Source organism: Spiroplasma endosymbiont of Andrena trimmerana, from assembly GCF_964019575.1.
Lineage (GTDB): Bacteria > Bacillota_I > Bacilli_A > Mycoplasmatales > VBWQ01 > Spiroplasma_E.
Map to the genome: position 1 here is coordinate 1,478,264 of NZ_OZ026455.1, position 24,872 is coordinate 1,503,135.

Sequence of the window (24,872 nt, forward strand, 5' to 3'; positions counted from 1 at the left end):
TAATGGATATGAAAGAAATTATAAAATATGTGTTATATATTGGTGGTTTTTGTTTAATTCTTTGATTTTGTAGAAATTGAATACGTGAAGGTATAGAAAAATATAAACATAGAAAACATGTAAAGGAGAATGATAGTGAGCCTGATTGTATTTTTTGTCGTAAAGATTTTGAAAAGAAGAAACGTAAATTAGAAATGGAAAAACAACAAAAAGAATTAGAGAAAGGGGGTGATTAATATGCCCGCTGGACTATCAGCATTATTAACCATGATAGGTGGTGTAGGACAACAATTATTAAATGCTTTTACTTATATTTTTGGTTGAGTATTTACTACTGGTGATGGTGGAACACTTACAAATTGACCAGTGTTAATTTCAATTGTATTTATGGTTCTTGTATTTATTAAGCAGTTTGTTGGTCATATTATCCATGGAACTCATTAGTAATTAGAAAGGAGTAAGCAAATGGTAAAGTTATTTTTTAGTTTGGTTTTTGTTTTACCATTATTGGGTAGACTTTTACCAGTTGTTAATACTTTGGTACAAACTATTTATATGCAGTATTTAAGTTCTTTTGCTGGATTACATACTGTGACACTTTTTATTAAGTCGTTTTTTTATGATAGTTTATACACTTTACCTTTGCCTATTCTTGCTTTAATAAATGTTAGTTTTGTATTTTATTTAATTTTAGGATTATTTAGATTTACAAGACATTAGGATGTGAAATTATGTTTATACCTTTTATTACAACTGTTATGCAATTATTTGCTTCAATTTTTATGAAGTTTTTTAGTTTTCCACTTGGTGATTTAGGTTTTAATTTAGGTACGTTAATGATATTTTTGATTTTGCTTAGATTTGCATTTAGGGTTATTTTACCCGAATTAATGTTACCAACATTAGGTTTAGGATATGCTGTTAAGTTCATTGGTAAAAGTTCTGTTTCTTTGGGTGTTGGTACTGGTCAACAAATTGCTAAGAGTTATCAAAGACGCGTTGAAAAAGTAAAAACAAGAAATAAACAACAAGGTAAGTTTAAAGGTGGTGCTGGCGGTAATAAGTTTACTGGTAGTTCAACTCGTGACTTTGGTATTGGTGATTAATTATGTCTAATTTTGTTATTAGTATATTGCATTTTATTTTTATATTTTCTAGTAATGATATTGGTATATTTTTAAATCAAACTAATATTACTGATGAAGTTTATATTTTGTTTAATTTGACTTTTTGATTGGTATTAGGTGTATTTTTAATTTTATTTATCGTGTTATTAAATTTGTTTTTAGGTCATTGTTTGGGTAGGTGTTAAGTATGAGTGTTTTAGAAATTTACAATAAAATACATCAATGTATAGTTGATTATTGAACTATGTTTATAGGTAATCCAGTTGATGATTTTACTACTATTTTATGAAATTTAGTAGTTTATGGAACACAGTTTTTTATTGGATTTGTTTTGTTTTATGGTTCATGGTGAATTTTAAAATGTTTGTTTGGTAAATAATTATGTGATTTAAATTTGCTAAATTGTTTTTTGTTGTAAATACTTCTGTTCAAGCACCAACTTCTTTAATTGTTTCAAATGACCCTAATGTTGTTAATTATGATATTAAAAAAGAAATGATTAAACACGTTAAGTATAATGATTTTAATGATTGAGCAACTATTCCATGAAATTCTGCTTATTTTGACATTGACCAACCGGATTTAAAATTAGTTAGTGGTGAAATTATAGGTGGTGTAGATAATGATTTGGATTTTGAATATCAAAGTGATGTTGTAGGTGTTAAAAAGACAACACTTAATACTGGAACTGGTGTTTATTCTTTTAGGAGATATCAGTTAGATGATATTTCCCGTATTATGTTCAATCATAATTTTATTCAATATGGTAAAAAAAATCGACTTCTTATTCATAATGTAAATCATTGAGTTAAACCTTTAAATTTACGTTTTGAATTAAATTTTGAAATTGATAAACCTTTAAGTTTTTATATTCAAGGTTTTATGTTTTATTTTAATTATGAGGCTTTTTCTACATTTACTGGTGATTTTTCTTTTAGTTTTTTAGATTATGTTGGTGATACAAAATATGTTTTTAAAGGAAAGATTGGTAATGATGTTTATATGCAAGATTTGTATAATTTTGTTACTATGCCGGTTCGTGTTCCAAATTTAAGACATTTAACTGTATTTTTTGATATTCATGGAACTACAAATTTAACTATTCCACCAGAGGTTTCATTTGGTCAAATTAATATTTTTTCAAGTGAGAAAGTAACACCAGTTCCGCCAAATAGTCCTTTTAACCCTGAGTATGAGCGTGTTAGTTGATATGATGTTTTTGGTCATTTGCGTAATGCTTTTAGATGAGTACTTTATGGTGTTGTTGGTAAAGTTTTACCAGTTGAACCATTAAGAGAATTTTTTACTAAACTTGATGGATTATTGAGGCGTATTTTTGATGATACTATTAGTTCTGTTTTAAATGTTGATTTTACTAGTGGTTTAGAACAAGTTTTAACTTTATGAGTATTTTTAAAAGCAGTTGGATTTTTAGTTGGTTAGGAGTTTATTATGAAAAAGAAAGATTTATTTGAAATTTGTAGTGGAGTTATTTTTTGTTTTTTAATATCATCGTTTACTGCGTTATTTTTTGATTTTGATGTAGATAAATTAAAGTTATTTTTTGAAAATGCTAGTTTTGGTTCAAAAATTTTATTTTTCCTTTTATTTTAAGTTCATATTTTGTAGATTTTTGTTTTTGAATTAAAAATAAGTTTAAAAATAAAAGTAAGGTGGTTAAATAATGCCTTGATATGGTTATTTACTTTTAGGAGTTATATTATTAATAATACTTTATCCATTTTTAATAACTAGAAAAAATATAAAGATATTACAACGTGTAGGTAGTTATATTATTTCAGCACCACCACGTACTGGTAAATCTGCTCTTGCTTGTTGTTTAGCACAAAAACATAAGGGTAGGGTAGTAAGTCCTATTCCTATTAAAGTTCGTAATGAATATAGTTATCGCTGTTCTTATGATGATGTTTTTAAATTTAATCAATTAAATAGTAATTATGCTTTTAAAGAGTGTGATATGGTTGTTTTAGATGAGTTAGGTTTGAAAATTAATAGTAATGATTTGTCGCCCGAATTTAAAGAAACACAAGAAAGTTTAGGAATGTTTTGTAAATTAATAGGTCATAATTTTAATGGAATTATGTATATGATTGAACAACACCCCGATAGAATACCAAAACAAGCACGTGAAAAAGTGGAATATATTGTGCAAGTTAAAAGAATGCGTATTTTGTTATTTTTAGTTAAGTTTAAACTAAATATTTATACTAATGTTGATGATTATAATAAAGTTGTATTATCTAAAAGACAAACAAAGCGAATAATTAAACGTGGTGGATTACCACCTAGTTATAGTGGTGAAACTATGACTTTTAGTTTATGATTTCCTAGGTCTTATTTACAAAGATATAATAGTCGTGCTTTAAATTATATTCATTCTTTAAAGAGTGAATTAAGTACTGTTAAAGACTATGAACAATCACAAGCATTAGATTTTACTGTTGATGATATTAGAGCAGTAGGATTAGATAAGTTGGATAATATATTACAAACTGAAAAGAAAGAAACTCAAAATACTGTATGCCGTACTTGTTATTATAGAAATAAATATTCTAAGAAAAATAAGAAAGATGTTAAAATAGAGTAAACCTATATTATTGGTCGAAGCCAACCAGAACCTTGGTTGGTTGGCTGTGGCGTTTACGCCACTGGGGTGAGTTGCGAAGCAACGAGGGGCAAAGCCCCTATATACTTGGTTAAGTATTTAAAGAAAGGGAAAATTAGAGAAATGTTTAAAACAAGAAAAGAAAATTTAAATCAGAAAAATAACAAACTTAAATCAATAACTGATTATCAATGATTAGCTTTAGATATCGGAACAGAAAACTTTAAAGCTAGACATATTAATATAGGTCTTAGATATGATGCTCCAACCTATTTAGCTGAAGACTATGAAAAAAATAGAATTCTTTACGGTGAAGAGGCTAAGGCTTTAACTGACAAAACAAATGAAAACGTTATTATTAAACGTCCAGTTCGTGATGGTAATATTGCTGATCCAGATGCTTTACAACGTATTCTTACTAAAATTTTTCAAGATTTCAGACTTGAAATTAAAAATTTAAAAGAAATTAATAACAATTCTATAAAAAAACATGAAAAATTAGATAAAAATCGTAATTTGATTGTGTTGATGGCAACACCAAGTGAAATTAATTCAGTACAAAAAGAAGCTTTAGAAAATATTGTATATCGTTTAGGAGCACTCCGTGGATTTGTACAAGAAGAAGTAAAAATGGCAGCCTTAGGTTCAGGGCAAGATATTTTTGGAAGTGCAATTATGTGTATTGATATTGGTGGTGGCAGTACTGATGTTGCTATTATTAGTAATAATTCAATATTATATTCATATACAACACATTGTGCTGGTGACTATTTAATACAAAAAGTTCAAGAATATATTATAAAAAAACATGCCTTAAAAGTTGGAATAAAAGAAGCTGAAGATGTTATTAAAAATATTGGCTCACTTATGAAATATCAAGATGAAAAACCATACACAATTTCGGGTTTTTCATTACCTAGATTAAATTCTCAACCAGGAGAAACAATGTCAATTTCTAAAACTATTGAAATTACACCAGAAGAAATTCGTGAAAATGTTATGCAAGTTCAATTCAAAGAACATATTATTCCAGCCATTCGCAGAGTACTAAGAACTGCTGGTGACAAGGCTGCTGGAAGTATTAGTGATTTAAAGAAAAAAGGTAAGGGAATCACAATTTGTGGTGGTGGAGCTTATATTAAAAAAGTTGATAAATTTATTCAAGAAGAATTAGCTAAAGAATATTATATTGAAGTTAAAACTGAAAAAGGTACAAAACCAATGCGTCAAAAATATGAAGGAGATCTTTTTGAAGTGCGGACTGCTCTAAATCCTTTAGATAATGTTATTGATGGTTGTGTAAAATATCGTGATACAATTTACAAACAATTAATAATTGAACAAAATCCTAATCGTGAAATTCTAATAAAGGACGAAGATTTAGGATAAAAAACTATAAAAATCTTAAATTAATTTAAATTATTAAAAATTTTTTTTAAACTTTGGTAATTTTTTTGAGTTATGAAGTCCTGAATCAAAAGAAAAACTTTCGTATTTCATAACATTTGATACATTTCACTTTGATAAATTTTGATTAAATTTTAAAGCATGAGCAAACATTAAATTCATATTCGTAACATTTGAAGTATCTCAAGATGAAATATCTCCATTAAATAAAAAAGCGCATGAAAACATTCAACCCATATTTTTTACTTTTGAAGTATCTCAAGTTGATATATTTTGATTAAATGCATTTGCAGCGGAAAACATTCAACTCATATTTTTTACTTTTGAAGTATCCCAAGTTGAAATATTACCGTTAAACTTTAAAGTACTGCAAAACATTCAACTCATATCTATTACGTTTGATGTATTTCACTTTGATAAATCTTGATTAAATACTCATGCATTACTAAACATATTGTTCATATTTGTTACATTAGATACATCTCATTTTGATAAATCTTGATTAAATGATGTTGTATGAGTAAACATATAACTCAAAGAAGTTATTTCTGGTGGTAATTGTTCTGGAACTTCTTTAATTGTTCTTGGCATATTAACAACTTGAATTTCTCCCTGATCATTTTTATAAAATCCAATTTGAGTAATTTTGGTAGTTTTTATATCTGATAGATTATGCTTATTAGTTATTACTTTTTTGCCATTTTCATCAATGTAAATAGTGTCTTGTTGAGTTTTATTATTTAAAACATCATTTTTTTGTGAACTTGTGTTTAAGACAGTTACAGTTAAACTTCCTATAGTTGATGCAAATGTTAAAACACTTAATGCTGTTAATATTTTTTTCATTTTTCCATCCTTCTATTTTATTTTGACTTTATTTAAGAAGTCAATTTTACTTTATTACTTTTTGAAGACAAATTCACAAAAATTATATTTTTTAAAGTTAAAACTTTTTTGCTGCTTCTTTAATATACTGTTCAAATTTATCCATCGTTTTTTCTGGCCCTAATGCTGACAAACCTCCACCTTTTGCTAATATTTTAGAACCAATAAGTAAATTAGCATCATTTTGATGAAGTTCTTGAACCTTAGTACCACAAATAAGAATTGGTTCTACTACTTTAGCACCTACAAATTCTCATGTCCCTTTTAAATAAGTTGCATGATTACCTCATAAATATCAGCCATATGGTGCTCCTTGTGTCGCCAAAATTTGAACTTTTAAATGTGGTAATAATCCTCTAGCTTCACCTTGTTTGGTATATTTATAATCAAAAGTTTTACCAGCAACTAAGATGTGATCTAAATAATTTTTTGTCATGCTAGTAACATTAAAATTTGTCATTGGTGTTGTATATATAACTTTATTAACATTTTTTAGTTGATTAATATAATAATCAGAATCTTTTTCATTAAAATATGAAGTAAAGTTTTTTTGCGTAATAGTAATACTTGCCATTGGTATTTGATTTAAATCTAATTCAATTATTGAATCTTCTGGATGAAATTCACGATAATATTTAACAAAACGAGATACTAAACTTTCAGAATAAGATAGTTCTTTTTTAATCATAGAAGAACGAATTACTAATATTTTATTTGCCATTATTTTTGCCTCCGAAATATCTAAAATAACTTTATAATTTGATTTTATCAGTTTTTATTTATTATTTTTTAAAAAAATGAAATATTTATTATAATTTTATCAATTTCTATAAAGTGTTATCATTAAAGTGTGTAAAACTTTTAAAAAAGTTTATAGAAAAATTTTAAATTAAATAGATATTAATTCTAAAAAATAGATATAAGTAGTTATTATAGAAATTTTAGTATTTGTACACAAATTATAATTATTAAGAAATTTGAGATTAGACTATCAAAAATATAGAAAGAGGCAAAAATTACTTGAATTGATGAATAGAAATTTAAAAATTAGTACTTTAATTAATTACAAATTTAAAATTTCTGAAATAACTAATGCAATTGCAAGTATCAATAATGATTTATATAAACAACAAAAATATTTTTTAGAATTAGAAAATATTAGAAAATACAGAAATAAAATTCAAAGAAAATTTAATAAAAACAAAAAGATAAAAAAGAAATTAAATAAAATTTTAAACAAATATTTAGCACAAATAAAAAAATTTAGTTTTTTTATTAGCTAAATTGTAAAGGTAAGTGCAACTAAATTATTTTTCTATCCAAATATTCGATTGGTGAAAGATAATTTAGTATTTTTCTCGGTTTTTGATTTAAAGACAATATAAATTTATGAACTTCATTTTTATTAGTTTTTGAAAAAATAAATTTTTTAGGAAATTTTTCTCTAATTAAACCATTAGTATTTTCATTAGTACCTCTTTGTCAAGGTGAATATGGATTGGCAAAATAAATTTTTACATCTAAATTTTTTTCAAGTTGTTGTCAATTTGAAAATTCTTTGCCACGATCAAAAGTAATAGTTTTAACAATGTTTTTAGGAAGAATTGATAAATAATAACTGACATTTTTATTAATAACTTTAGTAGTTCTGTTTTTAACTAATATTGCTAAAGTAAATCGTGATACTCTTTCAACTAAAGTTATTAAACATGATTTGCTTTTACCTCGTGATGATACTATAGTATCTCCTTCTCAATGACCAAGTGTTATACGATCATTAACATTTATATCTCGTTCTTTAATTGATTTACCATTAAACTTGCCACGATTTTCTTTAGATTTTCGTTTTTTACCTTTTCTTCTTAAATTTTTACTAGTAACTTTATCAAGCATTCCAAAATAAATTCAAGTATAAATTGTTTTAAAACTAATAACTCATTCTTTATGAAAATTTTTAATTCTGCCATAAATTTGTTCAGGTGATCAACCTAATAGTAATTTTTGTTGTACATATTTTACTAAATTCTTATTTTTAAACTTATGAAAACTAATATGTGATTGTTTTCGATTTTCAGCTTTATTTTGTGCAATTAATGAAAAATAATGATTATTATCTTTATTTCTATTAATTTCTCGAATAATAGTACTAATACTTCGATTAAGATTTTTAGCTATTTCAATAATTTTAAATTTAAATTTCAATTGATTCTCAATATAAATTCTTTCATCTATGCCAAGATGTTTATAACTCATATAAAAACTCCTTACTTTTTTCTAAACTAAATTTAGCATTATGAAATTTTTATATGAGAATTTTTTGCAATTTTATTTACTTGCACTTACAAGTATAATTCAGCATTAATAAATATAAAAAAGAACCTCAACAATTATTTGAAATATTAAGTGAATTAAATTTATTTGTAGGTGAATTAATAAATCAAGAAAACATAACAGATGAAGAATTACAATATTTATTTACAATATCTCATCAATTTTCAGAACAATTAAAAAATGAAAAACCATTAGATTTATCACTATCAAGTAAAAAACAAAGACTGCAACAAGAACCATTAGATTTATCATTACCAAATAAAAATCAAATATGAGAATTAACAACAAAAATTAACACATCTTTAATTAATAAAAACATTATACTAATACATTAGAAACACACACTAAAGACAGTTTATTTATCGAAATAAAAATATCAAAACCTAGTAGTAGTTTTATATATACAAATAATTTTAATGATATACAAACATATTTATTAACCGAACAAATACAACAAAATAATTTTTTAAATAATAATTGAAAAAAGTAAATATAGAAATAAAACTCATGAAAATGAAAAAAAATCACAAATCATAAGATTTAAATAATTATTATATGTCAAAAAAATCATTTTAAATAAATTATTTTTTTAATTATTTTACTAAATTTAAAAATATTGCGTATAATTTATATAATGTCAAAATTTAAGAATAACGGAGAATGAAAAATGTCTGAACAAGAAAAAGTTTCTGCTGAACAAAAAATTATTAATATTGCAGTGATAGCACACGTCGATGTTGGAAAGTCAACATTAGTTGATGCTTTATTAAAGCAATCAAATATTTTTCATCAAAACCAAGTTATTGTTGAACAAATAATGGATAGTAATGATCAAGAACGTCAACGAGGAATTACTATTTATTCTAAAAATTGTTCAATCATGCATGGTAATACAAAAATTAATATTATTGATACACCTGGTCATGCTGACTTTTCCTCTGAAGTTGAAAGAATTATGAAAACAGTAGACTGTGTTATTTTACTAGTTGATAGTGTTGAGGGACCAATGCCACAAACTCGTTTTGTATTGCAAAAAGCACTAGAACATAACTTAAATCCAATTTTAATGATTAACAAAATTGATAAAAAAGATCAAAGAATTGAAGAAGTAAAAGATGAAGTATTAGAACTTTTTATGGAATTAAATGCTAATGATGAACAGTTAGACTTTCCAACACTTTATGGAATTACTAAACAAGGTATTGCCCAATATGAATTAAATCAACCAAGTGAAAATTTAGAACCATTATTTGAAACAATTATTAAACATGCTAAAATTTCTAAATTAGTAAAATATAATGAGCCTTTACAAATGCAAATTAGTTCATTAGATTATGATAGTTTTATTGGCAGAATTGGAATTGGTAGATTATTTCAAGGTACTATTTCTGAAGGACAAGAAATAATTGTTGATGATGATTATGATTTAAAAAGAAAAGCTAAAGTAAAATATTTATTTGTTTATCAAGGATTAAAACGAGTAGCTGTTAAAAACGCTGTTGCTGGTGATATTGTTTGCATAGCGGGTATTGAAAATATAACAATTGGTAATACTATTTGTGATAAAGATAATGTTGTGCCAATGGAACCAATTACAATACAGGCTCCAACAATGTCAATGAATTTCCTTGTTAATAATTCACCATTTTCTGGAACTGAAGGTAAACTAGTAACTAGTAATAAAATTAAAGAACGTTTAACAAGAGAATTAAAAACTAATGTTGGTTTAAAAATAGAACAATTATCTGGAAGTAATGCTGATGGTTTTAAAGTTTTTGGTCGTGGTGAATTACATTTATCTGTTTTAATTGAAAATATGCGTCGCGAAGGCTTTGAATTAGGTATTTCTAAACCGGAAGTAGTATTTAAAAAAGATGAAAAAGGACACACCACTGAACCAGTCGAAGAAATTATTTTAAATCATCCTACTGAATATAGTAGTACTGTTATTAATAATTTAAATCTAAGAAAAGGTATTATGACTAATATGGATTCTGATAATGTTCGTGATAAAATTATTTTTCATATTCCAACAAGAGGATTAATTGGATTTGGTCGTCAATACGTTAATATTACTCGCGGAACTGGTGTTATGGTTCGTAGTTTCCTTACATATGAACCATTAAAAGGCGAAATTAATAATAATAGAAATGGCGTTCTAGTAAGTATGATTACAGGGACAACATTACCTTATGCTTTAAATTCTTTAGAAGAACGTGGTACTTTATTTGTTAAACCACAAACTAAAGTTTATGAAGGAATGATTATTGGTTTAAGTAATCGTGATAAAGATTTAGATGTTAATCCTTGCAAAGCAAAACAATTAACAAATACTAGAAGTTCAGGTAATGATGAAGCTGTTAGATTAACACCACCAACTATTTTTAGTTTAGAAGAATCTTTAGAATTTATTGCTAGCGATGAATTAGTTGAAGTAACACCACAAAATATTCGTATGCGTAAAAAATTCTTGACTGAAAATGAACGTAAACAAAATAGAAATCGTAAGTAATACTTACGATTTTTTTAAAGATTAAAAGGATTATAATTTACACAGTTAACTGTAGATACTCAATATTCTGATTCAATATCAATAATATCATTTAAAGACAGAATTTTTTGATTTTCTTGCAATATATCTTCTATCTGTATTGTTTCATAATTAGCAAAGTTATTAACTTCATTAATCATTAATTGAATTTGCTTATCAATAAGTTCTTTATTTTTTTTCTTTTCAATATATTTTTTTCTCCTTCTCTTTTTTTTCTAATAAATTCAGGATTTGATTTATTTTTTTCTAAATATTTTTTTGTCTTTCTGCATGTTTTTGTTTTTTAGTTTTAATGTTTTCAAATGAAATTTCTACAAAAATAGCGGGAGAAGGTACAAAAATAGATTCATTTTTTGTTTTTTCGTTATTGTTATTCTCTAAAATTATATCCATATTTTATATTTCCTTTTTAAAATAAATAGTGTATTTATAAACTTATATTAAGTTTATGTTCTTGATTTTATCATCTTTTTTAATTTAGAAAAATAGTTACCATTTTGGTAACTATTTTTATTTTGCTATAAATTTATTATTAATTTTAGTTTTATGTTGGATTGATAAACTTATTTTATTTATTTCATCAATAAAATTATTATCTTTTTCTATATCTCAACCATTTTTTTGATCAATTTCTTTTGTTATTGCTAAATTGTAAAGGTAAGTGCAACTAAATTATTTTTCTATCCAAATATTCGATTGGTGAAAGATAATTTAGTATTTTTCTCGGTTTTTGATTTAAAGACAATATAAATTTATGAACTTCATTTTTATTAGTTTTTGAAAAAATAAATTTTTTAGGAAATTTTTCTCTAATTAAACCATTAGTATTTTCATTAGTACCTCTTTGTCAAGGTGAATATGGATTGGCAAAATAAATTTTTACATCTAAATTTTTTTCAAGTTGTTGTCAATTTGAAAATTCTTTGCCACGATCAAAAGTAATAGTTTTAACAATGTTTTTAGGAAGAATTGATAAATAATAACTGACATTTTTATTAATAACTTTAGTAGTTCTGTTTTTAACTAATATTGCTAAAGTAAATCGTGATACTCTTTCAACTAAAGTTATTAAACATGATTTGCTTTTACCTCGTGATGATACTATAGTATCTCCTTCTCAATGACCAAGTGTTATACGATCATTAACATTTATATCTCGTTCTTTAATTGATTTACCATTAAACTTGCCACGATTTTCTTTAGATTTTCGTTTTTTACCTTTTCTTCTTAAATTTTTACTAGTAACTTTATCAAGCATTCCAAAATAAATTCAAGTATAAATTGTTTTAAAACTAATAACTCATTCTTTATGAAAATTTTTAATTCTGCCATAAATTTGTTCAGGTGATCAACCTAATAGTAATTTTTGTTGTACATATTTTACTAAATTCTTATTTTTAAACTTATGAAAACTAATATGTGATTGTTTTCGATTTTCAGCTTTATTTTGTGCAATTAATGAAAAATAATGATTATTATCTTTATTTCTATTAATTTCTCGAATAATAGTACTAATACTTCGATTAAGATTTTTAGCTATTTCAATAATTTTAAATTTAAATTTCAATTGATTCTCAATATAAATTCTTTCATCTATGCCAAGATGTTTATAACTCATATAAAAACTCCTTACTTTTTTCTAAACTAAATTTAGCATTATGAAATTTTTATATGAGAATTTTTTGCAATTTTATTTACTTGCACTTACAAGTATAATTCAGCATTAATAAATATAAAAAAGAACCTCAACAATTATTTGAAATATTAAGTGAATTAAATTTATTTGTAGGTGAATTAATAAATCAAGAAAACATAACAGATGAAGAATTACAATATTTATTTACAATATCTCATCAATTTTCAGAACAATTAAAAAATGAAAAACCATTAGATTTATCACTATCAAGTAAAAAACAAAGACTGCAACAAGAACCATTAGATTTATCATTACCAAATAAAAATCAAATATGAGAATTAACAACAAAAATTAACACATCTTTAATTAATAAAAACATTATACTAATACATTAGAAACACACACTAAAGACAGTTTATTTATCGAAATAAAAATATCAAAACCTAGTAGTAGTTTTATATATACAAATAATTTTAATGATATACAAACATATTTATTAACCGAACAAATACAACAAAATAATTTTTTAAATAATAATTGAAAAAAGTAAATATAGAAATAAAACTCATGAAAATGAAAAAAAATCACAAATCATAAGATTTAAATAATTATTATATGTCAAAAAAATCATTTTAAATAAATTATTTTTTTAATTATTTTACTAAATTTAAAAATATTGCGTATAATTTATATAATGTCAAAATTTAAGAATAACGGAGAATGAAAAATGTCTGAACAAGAAAAAGTTTCTGCTGAACAAAAAATTATTAATATTGCAGTGATAGCACACGTCGATGTTGGAAAGTCAACATTAGTTGATGCTTTATTAAAGCAATCAAATATTTTTCATCAAAACCAAGTTATTGTTGAACAAATAATGGATAGTAATGATCAAGAACGTCAACGAGGAATTACTATTTATTCTAAAAATTGTTCAATCATGCATGGTAATACAAAAATTAATATTATTGATACACCTGGTCATGCTGACTTTTCCTCTGAAGTTGAAAGAATTATGAAAACAGTAGACTGTGTTATTTTACTAGTTGATAGTGTTGAGGGACCAATGCCACAAACTCGTTTTGTATTGCAAAAAGCACTAGAACATAACTTAAATCCAATTTTAATGATTAACAAAATTGATAAAAAAGATCAAAGAATTGAAGAAGTAAAAGATGAAGTATTAGAACTTTTTATGGAATTAAATGCTAATGATGAACAGTTAGACTTTCCAACACTTTATGGAATTACTAAACAAGGTATTGCCCAATATGAATTAAATCAACCAAGTGAAAATTTAGAACCATTATTTGAAACAATTATTAAACATGCTAAAATTTCTAAATTAGTAAAATATAATGAGCCTTTACAAATGCAAATTAGTTCATTAGATTATGATAGTTTTATTGGCAGAATTGGAATTGGTAGATTATTTCAAGGTACTATTTCTGAAGGACAAGAAATAATTGTTGATGATGATTATGATTTAAAAAGAAAAGCTAAAGTAAAATATTTATTTGTTTATCAAGGATTAAAACGAGTAGCTGTTAAAAACGCTGTTGCTGGTGATATTGTTTGCATAGCGGGTATTGAAAATATAACAATTGGTAATACTATTTGTGATAAAGATAATGTTGTGCCAATGGAACCAATTACAATACAGGCTCCAACAATGTCAATGAATTTCCTTGTTAATAATTCACCATTTTCTGGAACTGAAGGTAAACTAGTAACTAGTAATAAAATTAAAGAACGTTTAACAAGAGAATTAAAAACTAATGTTGGTTTAAAAATAGAACAATTATCTGGAAGTAATGCTGATGGTTTTAAAGTTTTTGGTCGTGGTGAATTACATTTATCTGTTTTAATTGAAAATATGCGTCGCGAAGGCTTTGAATTAGGTATTTCTAAACCGGAAGTAGTATTTAAAAAAGATGAAAAAGGACACACCACTGAACCAGTCGAAGAAATTATTTTAAATCATCCTACTGAATATAGTAGTACTGTTATTAATAATTTAAATCTAAGAAAAGGTATTATGACTAATATGGATTCTGATAATGTTCGTGATAAAATTATTTTTCATATTCCAACAAGAGGATTAATTGGATTTGGTCGTCAATACGTTAATATTACTCGCGGAACTGGTGTTATGGTTCGTAGTTTCCTTACATATGAACCATTAAAAGGCGAAATTAATAATAATAGAAATGGCGTTCTAGTAAGTATGATTACAGGGACAACATTACCTTATGCTTTAAATTCTTTAGAAGAACGTGGTACTTTATTTGTTAAACCACAAACTAAAGTTTATGAAGGAATGATTATTGGTTTAAGTAATCGTGATAAAGATTTAGATGTTAATCCTTGCAAAGCAAAACAATTAACAAATACTAGAAGTTCAGGTAATGATGAAGCTGTTAGATTAACACCACCAACTATTTTTAGTTTAGAAGAATCTTTAGAATTTATTGCTAGCGATGAATTAGTTGAAGTAACACCACAAAATATTCGTATGCGTAAAAAATTCTTGACTGAAAATGAACGTAAACAAAATAGAAATCGTAAGTAATACTTACGATTTTTTTAAAGATTAAAAGGATTATAATTTACACAGTTAACTGTAGATACTCAATATTCTGATTCAATATCAATAATATCATTTAAAGACAGAATTTTTTGATTTTCTTGCAATATATCTTCTATCTGTATTGTTTCATAATTAGCAAAGTTATTAACTTCATTAATCATTAATTGAATTTGCTTATCAATAAGTTCTTTATTTTTTTTCTTTTCAATATATTTTTTTCTCCTTCTCTTTTTTTTCTAATAAATTCAGGATTTGATTTATTTTTTTCTAAATATTTTTTTGTCTTTCTGCATGTTTTTGTTTTTTAGTTTTAATGTTTTCAAATGAAATTTCTACAAAAATAGCGGGAGAAGGTACAAAAATAGATTCATTTTTTGTTTTTTCGTTATTGTTATTCTCTAAAATTATATCCATATTTTATATTTCCTTTTTAAAATAAATAGTGTATTTATAAACTTATATTAAGTTTATGTTCTTGATTTTATCATCTTTTTTAATTTAGAAAAATAGTTACCATTTTGGTAACTATTTTTATTTTGCTATAAATTTATTATTAATTTTAGTTTTATGTTGGATTGATAAACTTATTTTATTTATTTCATCAATAAAATTATTATCTTTTTCTATATCTCAACCATTTTTTTGATCAATTTCTTTTGTTATTGCTAAATTGTAAAGGTAAGTGCAACTAAATTATTTTTCTATCCAAATATTCGATTGGTGAAAGATAATTTAGTATTTTTCTCGGTTTTTGATTTAAAGACAATATAAATTTATGAACTTCATTTTTATTAGTTTTTGAAAAAATAAATTTTTTAGGAAATTTTTCTCTAATTAAACCATTAGTATTTTCATTAGTACCTCTTTGTCAAGGTGAATATGGATTGGCAAAATAAATTTTGGCAGTTGTCAAAAATCCGGAATAAATTAAATCGTTGTAGTCTTATTATAAATTTAGACAAGAAATAATTTGGATTTTTATGAAATTGTAATTTTATCTTACTACTAATTTAAAAATATTACAATTAAAATACTCAATTTTATAAATTATAAAAACATTTTAATAATTTAATTAACATAAATATATAACAAAAATTCTTATTAACTTTTAATTTAATAAGTTTTTTTAATTTTTTATTTTAAAATAAGTAAAATTATGTTTTTAAATTTATTTGATTACATTTAAAAATAACCATTTTTATATAAATAAAAATACTATATGTTCTATTAACAATCATTTCTTTTAAAACATGTCAAATATTTGTTTCAGTAAAACAACCAATATTTCATTTTGCACCTTGATTAACAATACCTTTTTTATTATTTTTAAAATATTGTTTTTTTAACTTTTTATGATTATCTAATTCTTTATATAAATAATCAATTAATTGTTCATATTGACCATTATTAATGAAATCTTTACAATTATTATATTCACTTCAATATTTTCCTTTATTTCCCGCCATTATACCAAGATATAATGTTCTAATTAAATGGAATTTATCTAAAACAAACTCAGCACCAAGATAATCTGCTACATCTTTAATTCATCCAGCACTATCTCCACAAATAATTATTTTTGCTTGTTCAACATTTTCATAAAATTTTTGACAATGTTCTTTAACAAATTCAGCAGTTTTTTTAACTCCAATTGCTGTTCTTGTTGGTCTAATAATTGCTTTTACTCTTTTATTTTGTACTTTATGATTAATATTATCTGTATATGTTGTTATTAATCTCATAGAGTGTTTTATACCTTTACGTTTAAAATCTCAAAACTTTCGATGTCCATCATCAATTGCTACAAAAATAGGTTGATTTTTTTCTAATTTTACTTTTACTGGATTTGCTTCAATTACTTCTAAATTTTTAAAAACTCTATGAACAGTACTAACACTAATACCTGCTTTTTTACAAATAGCACAAATATCATGATATCTTTTTCCATCAGCAAAATATTCAATAATAGTTTGTTCAACATCTTCACCAATTCTTTTATATTTAGGTAATTCTAGTCATTCATCAACTAAACAAACACGAACTCATTTTTGTAATTTTTCATCAAAATATTCATAAATTCTTCTTTTATAAGTTACTAATCCATACATTATTTTTCTTGTTCGATATTGATAATCAACAATTTTATATTTCTTTTTATCTCTTGTATTTTTTATTCTTCAATCTCATTTTTCTCATTTTTTTGTTATATGTTCTAAAACTAATTTATCAATTTTTGCACTTTGTTCTCTAAAATTTCATTTATAATTAAAATTCACATTTACTTCTCCTAACTATTTTAAAAAAATCTAAATTTATTGTAAATATATTTAAAAAATTAATTTACTTAATTATTATATAAATATATAAGTGTAATTTTAAATAAAATAAAAATTATTTAAAAAACCACTTTCATATTTAAAATATAACAAACAATTTCAATATAATTAATAGTATAGGTATCATAAAATAAACGCCTTTAATTTAAGCGTTATTTTGCGTTTAAAAGCATACTTGTAAAAATAATCAAAAATAGTACAATTTAAAAGTAAAATCAAGGAAAAAAGGAGAATTAAAATGCAAGATAGCAAAGAAATAATAAAAAACGTAGAAAATAAAAATGAACCAAAAAGAAAAGAAATAAATAATTTAAAAAAATGAATTAAAACAAATTATAAAAAAATAATATTATGAACTGCTGTTATAACTGCATTATTATTAAGTATAATGTCGTACTATAAAACTTATAATTATAAATCATATTTAGGACATGACTATACAGTCTACTGGGGGGGTGGAACAACAATATGGTCAGAAAAAACAAATGACCAACATAAAATAAATTTATATTTTGGAATTAAGCCAATAGATAGTACTGATATAAAATGGGACGGTATTTATCCTAATGGATATTTTGATAATTAAATTTCTAGATTTATATAAGAAATATTTTCATTATATTTATCAAATAAATTAATATTATTTAATTCTATTTCTTGTTTATTAGTAATTAAAATTAAATCATAATTACCAGCACCAAATATTCCACTGATTTCAATCCGATTTAAATTATTAATCGGATTTTCAGTCTGTAATTCAAATTCATTAATATTATCAATTTGCGAAATTTCTTTATAAAATTCAAATTTAGAAAATAATTGTGATTTATTAGAACCATATAAATTTAAAGCATTTTCAATTTTACTTTTATCCATAATTGCTCTTGTAAAATACTTACCATATTCACCATTACCTAATGTTCAATCTGCTGGAATTAATGAAGGAATATTATTACTTTCTAATTCATTAGTTATAGATAATCAATTAAATTGATTATCATCTAATTTAAATAATTCATTTTGACTAATATCATTATTTTTTAACTTAATGTTATTAACATCAGTAAAATCAAAATATTCAGATTTTAATATAACTTTTGCATCTTTATATTCCCAAATTTTATTTTCATTAGGATGTATTGGACTTGATTTTAGTTCGAAATAATAAGGTAACAATATTTTATTATCATCATTTAAACCTTTATTAATTGATAACATTGAATAAATATATTCTGATAACATGATAAATATTTGTTTGAAAATTTTTACTTGTTTTAAATTAATATAGTTTGGGTAATCTAATTTTCATTGTTTAAATAAATTAGTAATAACATCTTCGGGCTTTTGTCCCTCAAATTTTACACGTAATTTTGCAATATCATTTTTTGGTTTACCATTTTTATCTTCATATGTAGCACCTTCAAAATTTATATTGTAGTTATATATATAACTTAACATATCTAATAATAGTTTCTGTAAACTATCATTAGTTGGTGCATCTTTTATTTCAATTTCAATATCATCAAATCTATTATTAGTTGCAACATATTGATAAAATTGACTTTCACCTACAAAATCTCAAACTTCTTTATCTTTTAATTCTTTTTGACTTTTTAGTGGTCATTTACCACCTAAAACATTACTAAATTCATATCCTAATCAAGCGTGTGTAACTCTTGCATTTTTAATTATTTCTTTTCTTGTTTCTTTACCACCACCAATAGCAATTAAATCTAAAACCGATTTTTCTTCTCCTATAAATTGTTTTGCTAAGTTTCAAGGTAATATTTGTTCACTAAATCATTGTTGTAATATTCTAACTTTTGGTTGAGTTTCAATAGGCATTGATAACAGCGGAAATGCTATCTTATCCTTGATAAATAACTTTGGGTATACTTCCATATTGTCAACTTCACCAAGTACCTTTATATTGCCGAAAATCATGCTTCTAGGTGCTTTAATTTTTAAACCAATAACTTTTGTATCTTTATCTAATGGTTTTTGTAATTTAATAATAATTGGATAACCATCTCTTGTTTTAAAATCTTTAATTTTAATAATAGTAATACTTTTAGTACTTCTTGTTTTTGGATTTTGATAAGGTTGTGAATAATTATTAATGATATATAAATTATCAATATTATTTTCAATTAATGGTTCATTTATACTAACTGCATATAATTTAAATTGATTTAATAAATTTATTTCTTGAAAAATTAAATTTTTAATATCAGTCATACTATATTCAATTGTATTATCATTAATATTTGTGCTAGCTCTTTGATTTAATTGCATAGTAAAGTCTGATGTTTCAACAGCAATAGTTTTTAATACTTTATCAATATCAATAAAACCAATTTTAATAGTATTTGCTGAAAATCTTAAACTATTATTTTCATTATTTTTAAATAAACGTTCAATTTCATAAATATAAATTGTTCTTTTTTTAAATTCATCGTATGCTCTATTAATATCTGGGTCACTAGTAGCACCCATCATATTAGTAAAATCATAAGGAATATTATCAATTAAATAATCATTTTCTACTTCTGCTTGATTAAGTTTAGTTTGCTTCTGTTTCTGTGGAAACTTTGTTTGTGGTTTGTTGTTGTCTTCCATTGTTATCTCCTATTAATTGGTTATTTTCTGGATTAAATAATTTTAATTTAACTGTTAAATTATTAATTTCTTGTTCATCATTAATATTAAATGTTTTACTATTTAATAAATCTTTATCTATACTTACTAATATTTGAATAAATTTAAGAATATCAATATTAAATTGTCATAATTTTTGTTCAATATAATTAATAGTTGAAATATTTACTGCTGTACTTTCAGGTACTGATTGTTGTGCAGATTTCTTTTGACTTGGTATATGAATACCACAACGTTTAAATATTTCATTAACATTTCAATCATATATATCAGTTAAATTTTTACCTTTAAAATTACTATTTGTCATATTGATATTTTCGTTTTGTTCATTATTATCTCCACCACTTTTAAATATGTAGTTTTTAGTAACTAATGTTCTTACTGCATCTTCAATTAAAGATTGAACATTACCATAAGTTTGACTAAATATAAATTTAGGTGAATTTAAAATGGTATCTAAAACAATTTGTTCATAAATAACATCTAATGCTTTAATCTTATCCATTACTTTATTACAATCTGCTAACTCATTTGCTTTATTTCGCATAATTGATATTGGTATATAATTAATATTTAATGTTTGTTCTTGTTCTAAATTAGGGTTATTAATATATGATTTAAAATCTAATGGAAATTGTTTTTTATTATCACTAATACTATAAATTGCACGATTAATAGTTACTTGTTCATTATTTAATGTATAAATTTCAAATAATCTTACAGTTTGTGCATTTTGTTGATAACTATCATAAAAAATAGTACATTGAATTAATTTGCCAGTAATATCATAAACTCTTTGTTGTATATCTACTACTTGAAAATATAAATCATCATTAGCAATATAAATTAAATAACCACTAATTCCTAATTTGCTTAATTTAAAAATAGAATTTCAATTTTTTCTATAAAACTCTTGTTTAATTAAATATTGTTTAATAGTTTCATTATTAATATCTAATGGAGCATTATATAAATTAGCATTATTTTCAGCTACAAAATCAGTGAAATAAGTTTCATGATTAAAATCATTAAAACCAAAATAATTTAAAATTGAAGCATGAGTACTTTTATTTTTATTATTTAAAAATTTTACTTTTTCATTTTGATTATCACTAATATTACTTTTATCTTTTCTAAAAAATTTACCTAACATAATATTCACCACCTTTCTTAAAATATTTGATTAATTTTTAATATGATTTTTACAATGATAAATATAATTAAACCTGCTGTTGCTGATGATAAAATTACTCCTATTAAACCTAAAATAATTTTTATAATTTTAAAAAACATAATATTATTCCTGTAATTCTTCTAATTTTCATACATTACCTTTTAAATTACCTTTTCCAGTATAAATAGTAATCCATTTTGCATGTTGAACTGATAAAATTACTATATTAGTACTATCATTAAAGGTTTGTATTTGTACACCAGCAATTTTTTTATCAGTTATAATAAATTCTTGAATAGTATAAACTGGATTATATATACTTCAAGAATAATAAACTCTATAATGTTTATTTTCTTGAAAATCATAAGTAATTTGTCAATTATCTCATTTATTTTTCTCTCTTGTTCCTACATCTTTTCAATTTGAACTACTTGGACTTGGTGTTGGAGGAATATCTTTTAATTCAATATCTCAATTATTTTCTTCTATTTCATTAGTTTCTAAACTTTTTGAATTAATTTTTATAGGTTTATTTATATTAATTACACTTGGTGAAGTAATATCTAATGTATTACTTTTAATTCTATAAATTTTATTATTTGTCTTAGGCTTATATATTTTAGTTCCTAGTTTATTTCCATCTAGATTAGTTACTATTCAAGAATTACCATCAAAATATGATAGTATTAATTCATCATTTTCGGGTTGGACACTTAAATGAGCTTTAATTTCATTAGTAGAATTTGAATAATAACCTGCTGAATCAATAGCTACATTATGGGCTGTTGGTACTGCACCATAAAAGAAAAATACTCCTTTATGTCCTTGACTGTTTGACATATTAGGTGACCAAAAAATTTGATAATATGTATTTCTTGTTAAAATCATTGATTTTTGTTCTTCTCATTGTGGATTATTTAAAAAATCTTGTGGTGTTACTAAATAAGAACTTACAGATATTACATTATCTTCTGTAATATTAATGCCATGACCAGTACTTAATTTATTTTGTTTAGTATTAGTTAAAGCTGTAATATTTTTTTGTTGTTTAGCAGAAAAATCACAAGTTGGAGCATGTGTATAATCACCAATTTGTGGATTATTTTGTAATGCTTCTGGTGGTAATGTTCCAATTTCATCAGGTCAATCTAAAATCATTGTTTCAGTTTCTTTATCGTAATCTGTTGTAACATAACCTTTATTAATAAATTTACTAACAGGACCTCTATATATTTCATTTTCATTATCATCAACTAAATCATCATATAATTTAATTTGTTTTAATAATGTAAATTCTTTTTGTTGTTCAATTAATTCATCAACTTGATTTCTAGTATAAAATGCTTTTAAGTCAATTTTTTCAACATCTATTTCATCATCATTATAACTTGAAAATATTTGTTTTAATTCAGTTAATCTTGCTCATATTTTCATTCTACTAGGTGCTAAATCTCAAACATTAATCGTAGGAGTACTATTTGCACTAAATTGACTACCATTATTAAATTGAATAGTAGCATCAACATTAAATTCAATTGGTGTACGATTAAATACTCAATGTTCAACCATAACATAAACCATATCTCTTAATGTTTCTTTAATTAATTCATCTTTAAAACTATCAAAGGGAAATTTAGATAAAATAAAATCAAGATAAGCATTAATATCATTTTGAGCACGAATAGCAAAAGTTTTAAATCAATCATTAACATTAGGTCATGTTTGTATGTATTGCTGTGGAGTTTCTGTAATTTTTCCAGTTAATGGATATCAGTTATTATAATTTTCAAGACTGACACCAGTTCAAAGTTTATTAATCATAATTTATCATTCCTTAAAAAATGCTTGTTTATAATGATGAGTATGTTTTTTTGTTTTTCTATGTGTTATATGTTCAATTTCTTTTTGTATTTTATTTTTGTTTTTTCTTAATTTTTTCTTACTTTTTGCTATAACTTGACTATATGCAAATTTTTCTAAATGATGTAATAATCCTGTACCAAATAAAGTATTAACTGAAAATTTTAAACCAACACTTTTAAATGATTTATTTACATTTTCAATAGGATTATTAATAACATTTACTACTTTATGATAAGTTCTTACTATTCTAAATATTTCTCTATATATTTTAAAACTATCTCTAATTACTTGTTGAACCACTGGTGGAGCAAATGCTATTGCTTTTAATCATTTATTATGATTAACACCATAACCAATGTATCAACCACTATATCAACGATATCAATGGAATGGATGTATTTGAGTAACAAAAGTTTCTGCTTTAAGAATACTATCAACAACTGTAATTGGTTTATATTTAGTATTGCGATGATAAATAGTAATTGCACATTTATCTAATGACAAAGGTTGAATTTTACAACCCATAAATACTGGTGAATTTAATGGAATTAATTGTGCATGTTTAATTGCTCTTTTTTCTGCACTAGTAAATAAATCAGTTGCTTTTTCTTTTAATTTATTAATTTTTTCAAATGCTTGTTTTTCTAACTTTTCAAATTTTTCTTGTAATTTATATATACTTTCTCTTATTTTTTCAAAATATGGTGTATCTTTTCAAAATTTATTTAAACCTTTTTTTAAATAAAATCTAATATCAAAATATTTAAAACTTTGATTTGCTTTTAAAACAAGTTGATGAATAACATTATTTTTAAAATTAAATTTAATAGAATTAGCACGAATTTTTTGTAAATCTAAAATTAAAGTTTTTCCATATCTATTTTCTGAATGTATTGTATGAACTAAATTTAATCAATCATGTTGGTTCATAGATAGTACTTTTTTTAAATCAGTATTATATTTTTTTAAAAAGTTATTTGTTTTTTCAATATCTTTGATTTTAAATTTTAGAGTTAATTGTGGACTTAATTTTATTAATGTATTTTGTAATAATAAATAATCTTTTAATTCTTGTGCTTCTAATTTTTGAAAATTATTTTTATATTGTCTTTCAGCAACATAACCTAAATCTCGTAATACTGTTTCACGATTAGGAGTAAAACTATAATTCATTAAATAACGTTTATTACCAATAATTTTATCTGTTAAAATTTCTTTTCCACTTACTTGACTAATAACTTCTTGTAAATTTTTGGATTCTTTAATACCAACTTGTTCTAATGTTTTAGTTTTTTGTGCTAACTTAATAAATTTATTTGTACGATAACCACGACTAATTTTATTCAGTCCAGCAAATGCAGGTAATATATTAAAAAAAGTATTTAATTTTGTTACATTTCCTTTTAAATAATCATAAACTTGATTAATAGTAAAATCAGTTAAAAATTCTACACCAACAGCACTAATACTAGCAACTAAATCACTTGCACCTAATCCAAGGGCTACACTTTCACTTAATCCACCAGTAAAAGGAGCAAGTGCTACTGCTATAACTTGTACACCAATCATTTCTAAAATTTCTCATCAAAAACTTTTATTTTCTTGTTGGTTACTTGTTCTAGTATGTTTTGGTTTATTTATGTTTAAAAGTATTGCTGTACTAGTTGTACCAATTGGCATGATATTAA

General features: G+C 23.7%; 29 protein-coding genes. 14 read left to right on the plus strand and 15 right to left on the minus strand.

Annotated features, from left to right (window positions below):
* Positions 1-2: 2 nt before the first annotated feature.
* The 10 genes from AACL03_RS08775 to AACL03_RS08820 all read left to right on the plus strand — a co-directional run bounded on the left by AACL03_RS08775 (position 3) and on the right by AACL03_RS08820 (position 5,142).
* The gene (locus AACL03_RS08775) at positions 3-236 is read left to right on the plus strand and encodes a hypothetical protein (protein WP_338960396.1); all 234 of its coding nucleotides are present in this window, start codon (positions 3-5) and stop codon (positions 234-236) included.
* 1 nt (position 237) lies between these two features.
* A complete protein-coding gene (locus tag AACL03_RS08780) occupies positions 238-444 on the plus strand; it encodes a hypothetical protein (RefSeq protein WP_174480862.1) in 207 nt (68 codons plus the stop codon).
* Between the two features lie 21 nt (positions 445-465).
* The gene (locus tag AACL03_RS08785; RefSeq protein ID WP_174480864.1) at positions 466-720 is read left to right on the plus strand and encodes a hypothetical protein; all 255 of its coding nucleotides are present in this window, start codon (positions 466-468) and stop codon (positions 718-720) included.
* Positions 721-731: 11 nt separating this feature from the next.
* Positions 732-1,106, plus strand: a complete 375-nt coding sequence (locus tag AACL03_RS08790; protein WP_338960394.1) for a hypothetical protein — start codon at positions 732-734, stop codon at positions 1,104-1,106.
* A 2-nt stretch (positions 1,107-1,108) separates the two neighbouring features.
* Complete coding sequence (locus AACL03_RS08795; protein ID WP_339038688.1) at positions 1,109-1,312, plus strand: hypothetical protein; 204 nt, start codon at positions 1,109-1,111, stop codon at positions 1,310-1,312.
* A 2-nt stretch (positions 1,313-1,314) separates the two neighbouring features.
* Positions 1,315-1,506: a hypothetical protein gene (locus AACL03_RS08800; protein ID WP_174479934.1), complete on the plus strand. Its 192-nt coding sequence runs from the start codon at positions 1,315-1,317 to the stop codon at positions 1,504-1,506.
* Positions 1,507-1,508: 2 nt separating this feature from the next.
* On the plus strand, positions 1,509-2,570 hold the full coding sequence (locus AACL03_RS08805; protein WP_339038686.1) for a hypothetical protein: 1,062 nt from the start codon (positions 1,509-1,511) through the stop codon (positions 2,568-2,570).
* A 9-nt stretch (positions 2,571-2,579) separates the two neighbouring features.
* On the plus strand, positions 2,580-2,741 hold the full coding sequence (locus AACL03_RS08810; RefSeq protein ID WP_339038684.1) for a hypothetical protein: 162 nt from the start codon (positions 2,580-2,582) through the stop codon (positions 2,739-2,741).
* Between the two features lie 70 nt (positions 2,742-2,811).
* Positions 2,812-3,735: a hypothetical protein gene (locus AACL03_RS08815; RefSeq protein WP_339038682.1), complete on the plus strand. Its 924-nt coding sequence runs from the start codon at positions 2,812-2,814 to the stop codon at positions 3,733-3,735.
* 141 nt (positions 3,736-3,876) lie between these two features.
* The gene (locus AACL03_RS08820; protein WP_338956874.1) at positions 3,877-5,142 is read left to right on the plus strand and encodes a rod shape-determining protein; all 1,266 of its coding nucleotides are present in this window, start codon (positions 3,877-3,879) and stop codon (positions 5,140-5,142) included.
* A 33-nt stretch (positions 5,143-5,175) separates the two neighbouring features.
* On the opposite strand, the gene AACL03_RS08825 is transcribed toward AACL03_RS08820, so the two are convergent.
* Positions 5,176-6,006 carry a BspA family leucine-rich repeat surface protein gene (locus AACL03_RS08825; RefSeq protein ID WP_339040081.1) on the minus strand — a complete coding sequence of 277 codons (831 nt, stop codon included), beginning with the start codon at positions 6,004-6,006 and terminating at the stop codon, positions 5,176-5,178.
* A gap of 97 nt (positions 6,007-6,103) precedes the next feature.
* On the minus strand, positions 6,104-6,766 hold the full coding sequence (locus tag AACL03_RS08830; protein ID WP_338956870.1) for an FMN-dependent NADH-azoreductase: 663 nt from the start codon (positions 6,764-6,766) through the stop codon (positions 6,104-6,106).
* Positions 6,767-7,073: 307 nt separating this feature from the next.
* Here AACL03_RS08830 and AACL03_RS08835 point away from each other — a divergent pair, with 307 nt between their 5' ends.
* On the plus strand, positions 7,074-7,328 hold the full coding sequence (locus AACL03_RS08835) for a hypothetical protein (RefSeq protein WP_339040082.1): 255 nt from the start codon (positions 7,074-7,076) through the stop codon (positions 7,326-7,328).
* A 19-nt stretch (positions 7,329-7,347) separates the two neighbouring features.
* On the opposite strand, the gene AACL03_RS08840 is transcribed toward AACL03_RS08835, so the two are convergent.
* Positions 7,348-8,298: an IS30 family transposase gene (locus tag AACL03_RS08840; protein ID WP_339038813.1), complete on the minus strand. Its 951-nt coding sequence runs from the start codon at positions 8,296-8,298 to the stop codon at positions 7,348-7,350.
* Between the two features lie 76 nt (positions 8,299-8,374).
* Complete coding sequence (locus AACL03_RS08845) at positions 8,375-8,695, minus strand: hypothetical protein (RefSeq protein ID WP_339040083.1); 321 nt, start codon at positions 8,693-8,695, stop codon at positions 8,375-8,377.
* A gap of 348 nt (positions 8,696-9,043) precedes the next feature.
* On the opposite strand from AACL03_RS08845, the gene typA (AACL03_RS08850) reads away from it, so the two are divergent.
* Positions 9,044-10,888 (plus strand): translational GTPase TypA, encoded by a 1,845-nt coding sequence (typA, locus tag AACL03_RS08850; RefSeq protein ID WP_339040084.1) that lies wholly within the window; start codon positions 9,044-9,046, stop codon positions 10,886-10,888.
* A 285-nt stretch (positions 10,889-11,173) separates the two neighbouring features.
* Here the strand turns inward: typA (AACL03_RS08850) and AACL03_RS08855 are convergent, their stop codons facing one another.
* The 3 genes from AACL03_RS08855 to AACL03_RS08865 all read right to left on the minus strand — a co-directional run bounded on the left by AACL03_RS08855 (position 11,174) and on the right by AACL03_RS08865 (position 12,942).
* Positions 11,174-11,320, minus strand: a complete 147-nt coding sequence (locus AACL03_RS08855) for a hypothetical protein (RefSeq protein WP_338956860.1) — start codon at positions 11,318-11,320, stop codon at positions 11,174-11,176.
* A 274-nt stretch (positions 11,321-11,594) separates the two neighbouring features.
* Entirely contained in the window at positions 11,595-12,545 is a 951-nt protein-coding gene (locus tag AACL03_RS08860; protein WP_339038813.1) for an IS30 family transposase, read from the minus strand.
* Between the two features lie 76 nt (positions 12,546-12,621).
* Positions 12,622-12,942 carry a hypothetical protein gene (locus AACL03_RS08865; RefSeq protein ID WP_339040083.1) on the minus strand — a complete coding sequence of 107 codons (321 nt, stop codon included), beginning with the start codon at positions 12,940-12,942 and terminating at the stop codon, positions 12,622-12,624.
* Between the two features lie 348 nt (positions 12,943-13,290).
* Here AACL03_RS08865 and typA (AACL03_RS08870) point away from each other — a divergent pair, with 348 nt between their 5' ends.
* A complete protein-coding gene (gene typA / locus AACL03_RS08870; RefSeq protein WP_339040084.1) occupies positions 13,291-15,135 on the plus strand; it encodes a translational GTPase TypA in 1,845 nt (614 codons plus the stop codon).
* A gap of 285 nt (positions 15,136-15,420) precedes the next feature.
* Here the strand turns inward: typA (AACL03_RS08870) and AACL03_RS08875 are convergent, their stop codons facing one another.
* The 3 genes from AACL03_RS08875 to AACL03_RS08885 all read right to left on the minus strand — a co-directional run bounded on the left by AACL03_RS08875 (position 15,421) and on the right by AACL03_RS08885 (position 17,429).
* The gene (locus tag AACL03_RS08875; RefSeq protein WP_338956860.1) at positions 15,421-15,567 is read right to left on the minus strand and encodes a hypothetical protein; all 147 of its coding nucleotides are present in this window, start codon (positions 15,565-15,567) and stop codon (positions 15,421-15,423) included.
* Positions 15,568-15,841: 274 nt separating this feature from the next.
* The gene (locus AACL03_RS08880) at positions 15,842-16,066 is read right to left on the minus strand and encodes a hypothetical protein (protein ID WP_339040085.1); all 225 of its coding nucleotides are present in this window, start codon (positions 16,064-16,066) and stop codon (positions 15,842-15,844) included.
* Positions 16,067-16,307: 241 nt separating this feature from the next.
* On the minus strand, positions 16,308-17,429 hold the full coding sequence (locus AACL03_RS08885; RefSeq protein ID WP_338956840.1) for an Mbov_0401 family ICE element transposase-like protein: 1,122 nt from the start codon (positions 17,427-17,429) through the stop codon (positions 16,308-16,310).
* Positions 17,430-17,727: 298 nt separating this feature from the next.
* On the opposite strand from AACL03_RS08885, the gene AACL03_RS08890 reads away from it, so the two are divergent.
* The gene (locus AACL03_RS08890; protein WP_339040061.1) at positions 17,728-18,075 is read left to right on the plus strand and encodes a hypothetical protein; all 348 of its coding nucleotides are present in this window, start codon (positions 17,728-17,730) and stop codon (positions 18,073-18,075) included.
* Here AACL03_RS08890 and AACL03_RS08895 read toward each other — a convergent pair.
* The 5 genes from AACL03_RS08895 to AACL03_RS08915 are packed head-to-tail and all read right to left on the minus strand — an operon-like array spanning position 18,072 to position 24,864.
* Entirely contained in the window at positions 18,072-20,108 is a 2,037-nt protein-coding gene (locus AACL03_RS08895) for a hypothetical protein (RefSeq protein ID WP_339040060.1), read from the minus strand. The two genes, AACL03_RS08890 and AACL03_RS08895, sit on opposite strands and share 4 nt — an antisense overlap.
* Positions 20,053-21,300 (minus strand): hypothetical protein, encoded by a 1,248-nt coding sequence (locus tag AACL03_RS08900; protein ID WP_339040086.1) that lies wholly within the window; start codon positions 21,298-21,300, stop codon positions 20,053-20,055. Before AACL03_RS08900 ends, AACL03_RS08895 begins: the two co-directional genes overlap by 56 nt.
* 17 nt (positions 21,301-21,317) lie before the next feature.
* Positions 21,318-21,440: a hypothetical protein gene (locus AACL03_RS08905; RefSeq protein ID WP_255495924.1), complete on the minus strand. Its 123-nt coding sequence runs from the start codon at positions 21,438-21,440 to the stop codon at positions 21,318-21,320.
* 4 nt (positions 21,441-21,444) lie between these two features.
* Entirely contained in the window at positions 21,445-23,142 is a 1,698-nt protein-coding gene (locus tag AACL03_RS08910) for a hypothetical protein (RefSeq protein WP_339040059.1), read from the minus strand.
* A 3-nt stretch (positions 23,143-23,145) separates the two neighbouring features.
* Complete coding sequence (locus tag AACL03_RS08915; RefSeq protein ID WP_339040087.1) at positions 23,146-24,864, minus strand: hypothetical protein; 1,719 nt, start codon at positions 24,862-24,864, stop codon at positions 23,146-23,148.
* Positions 24,865-24,872: the final 8 nt, after the last annotated feature.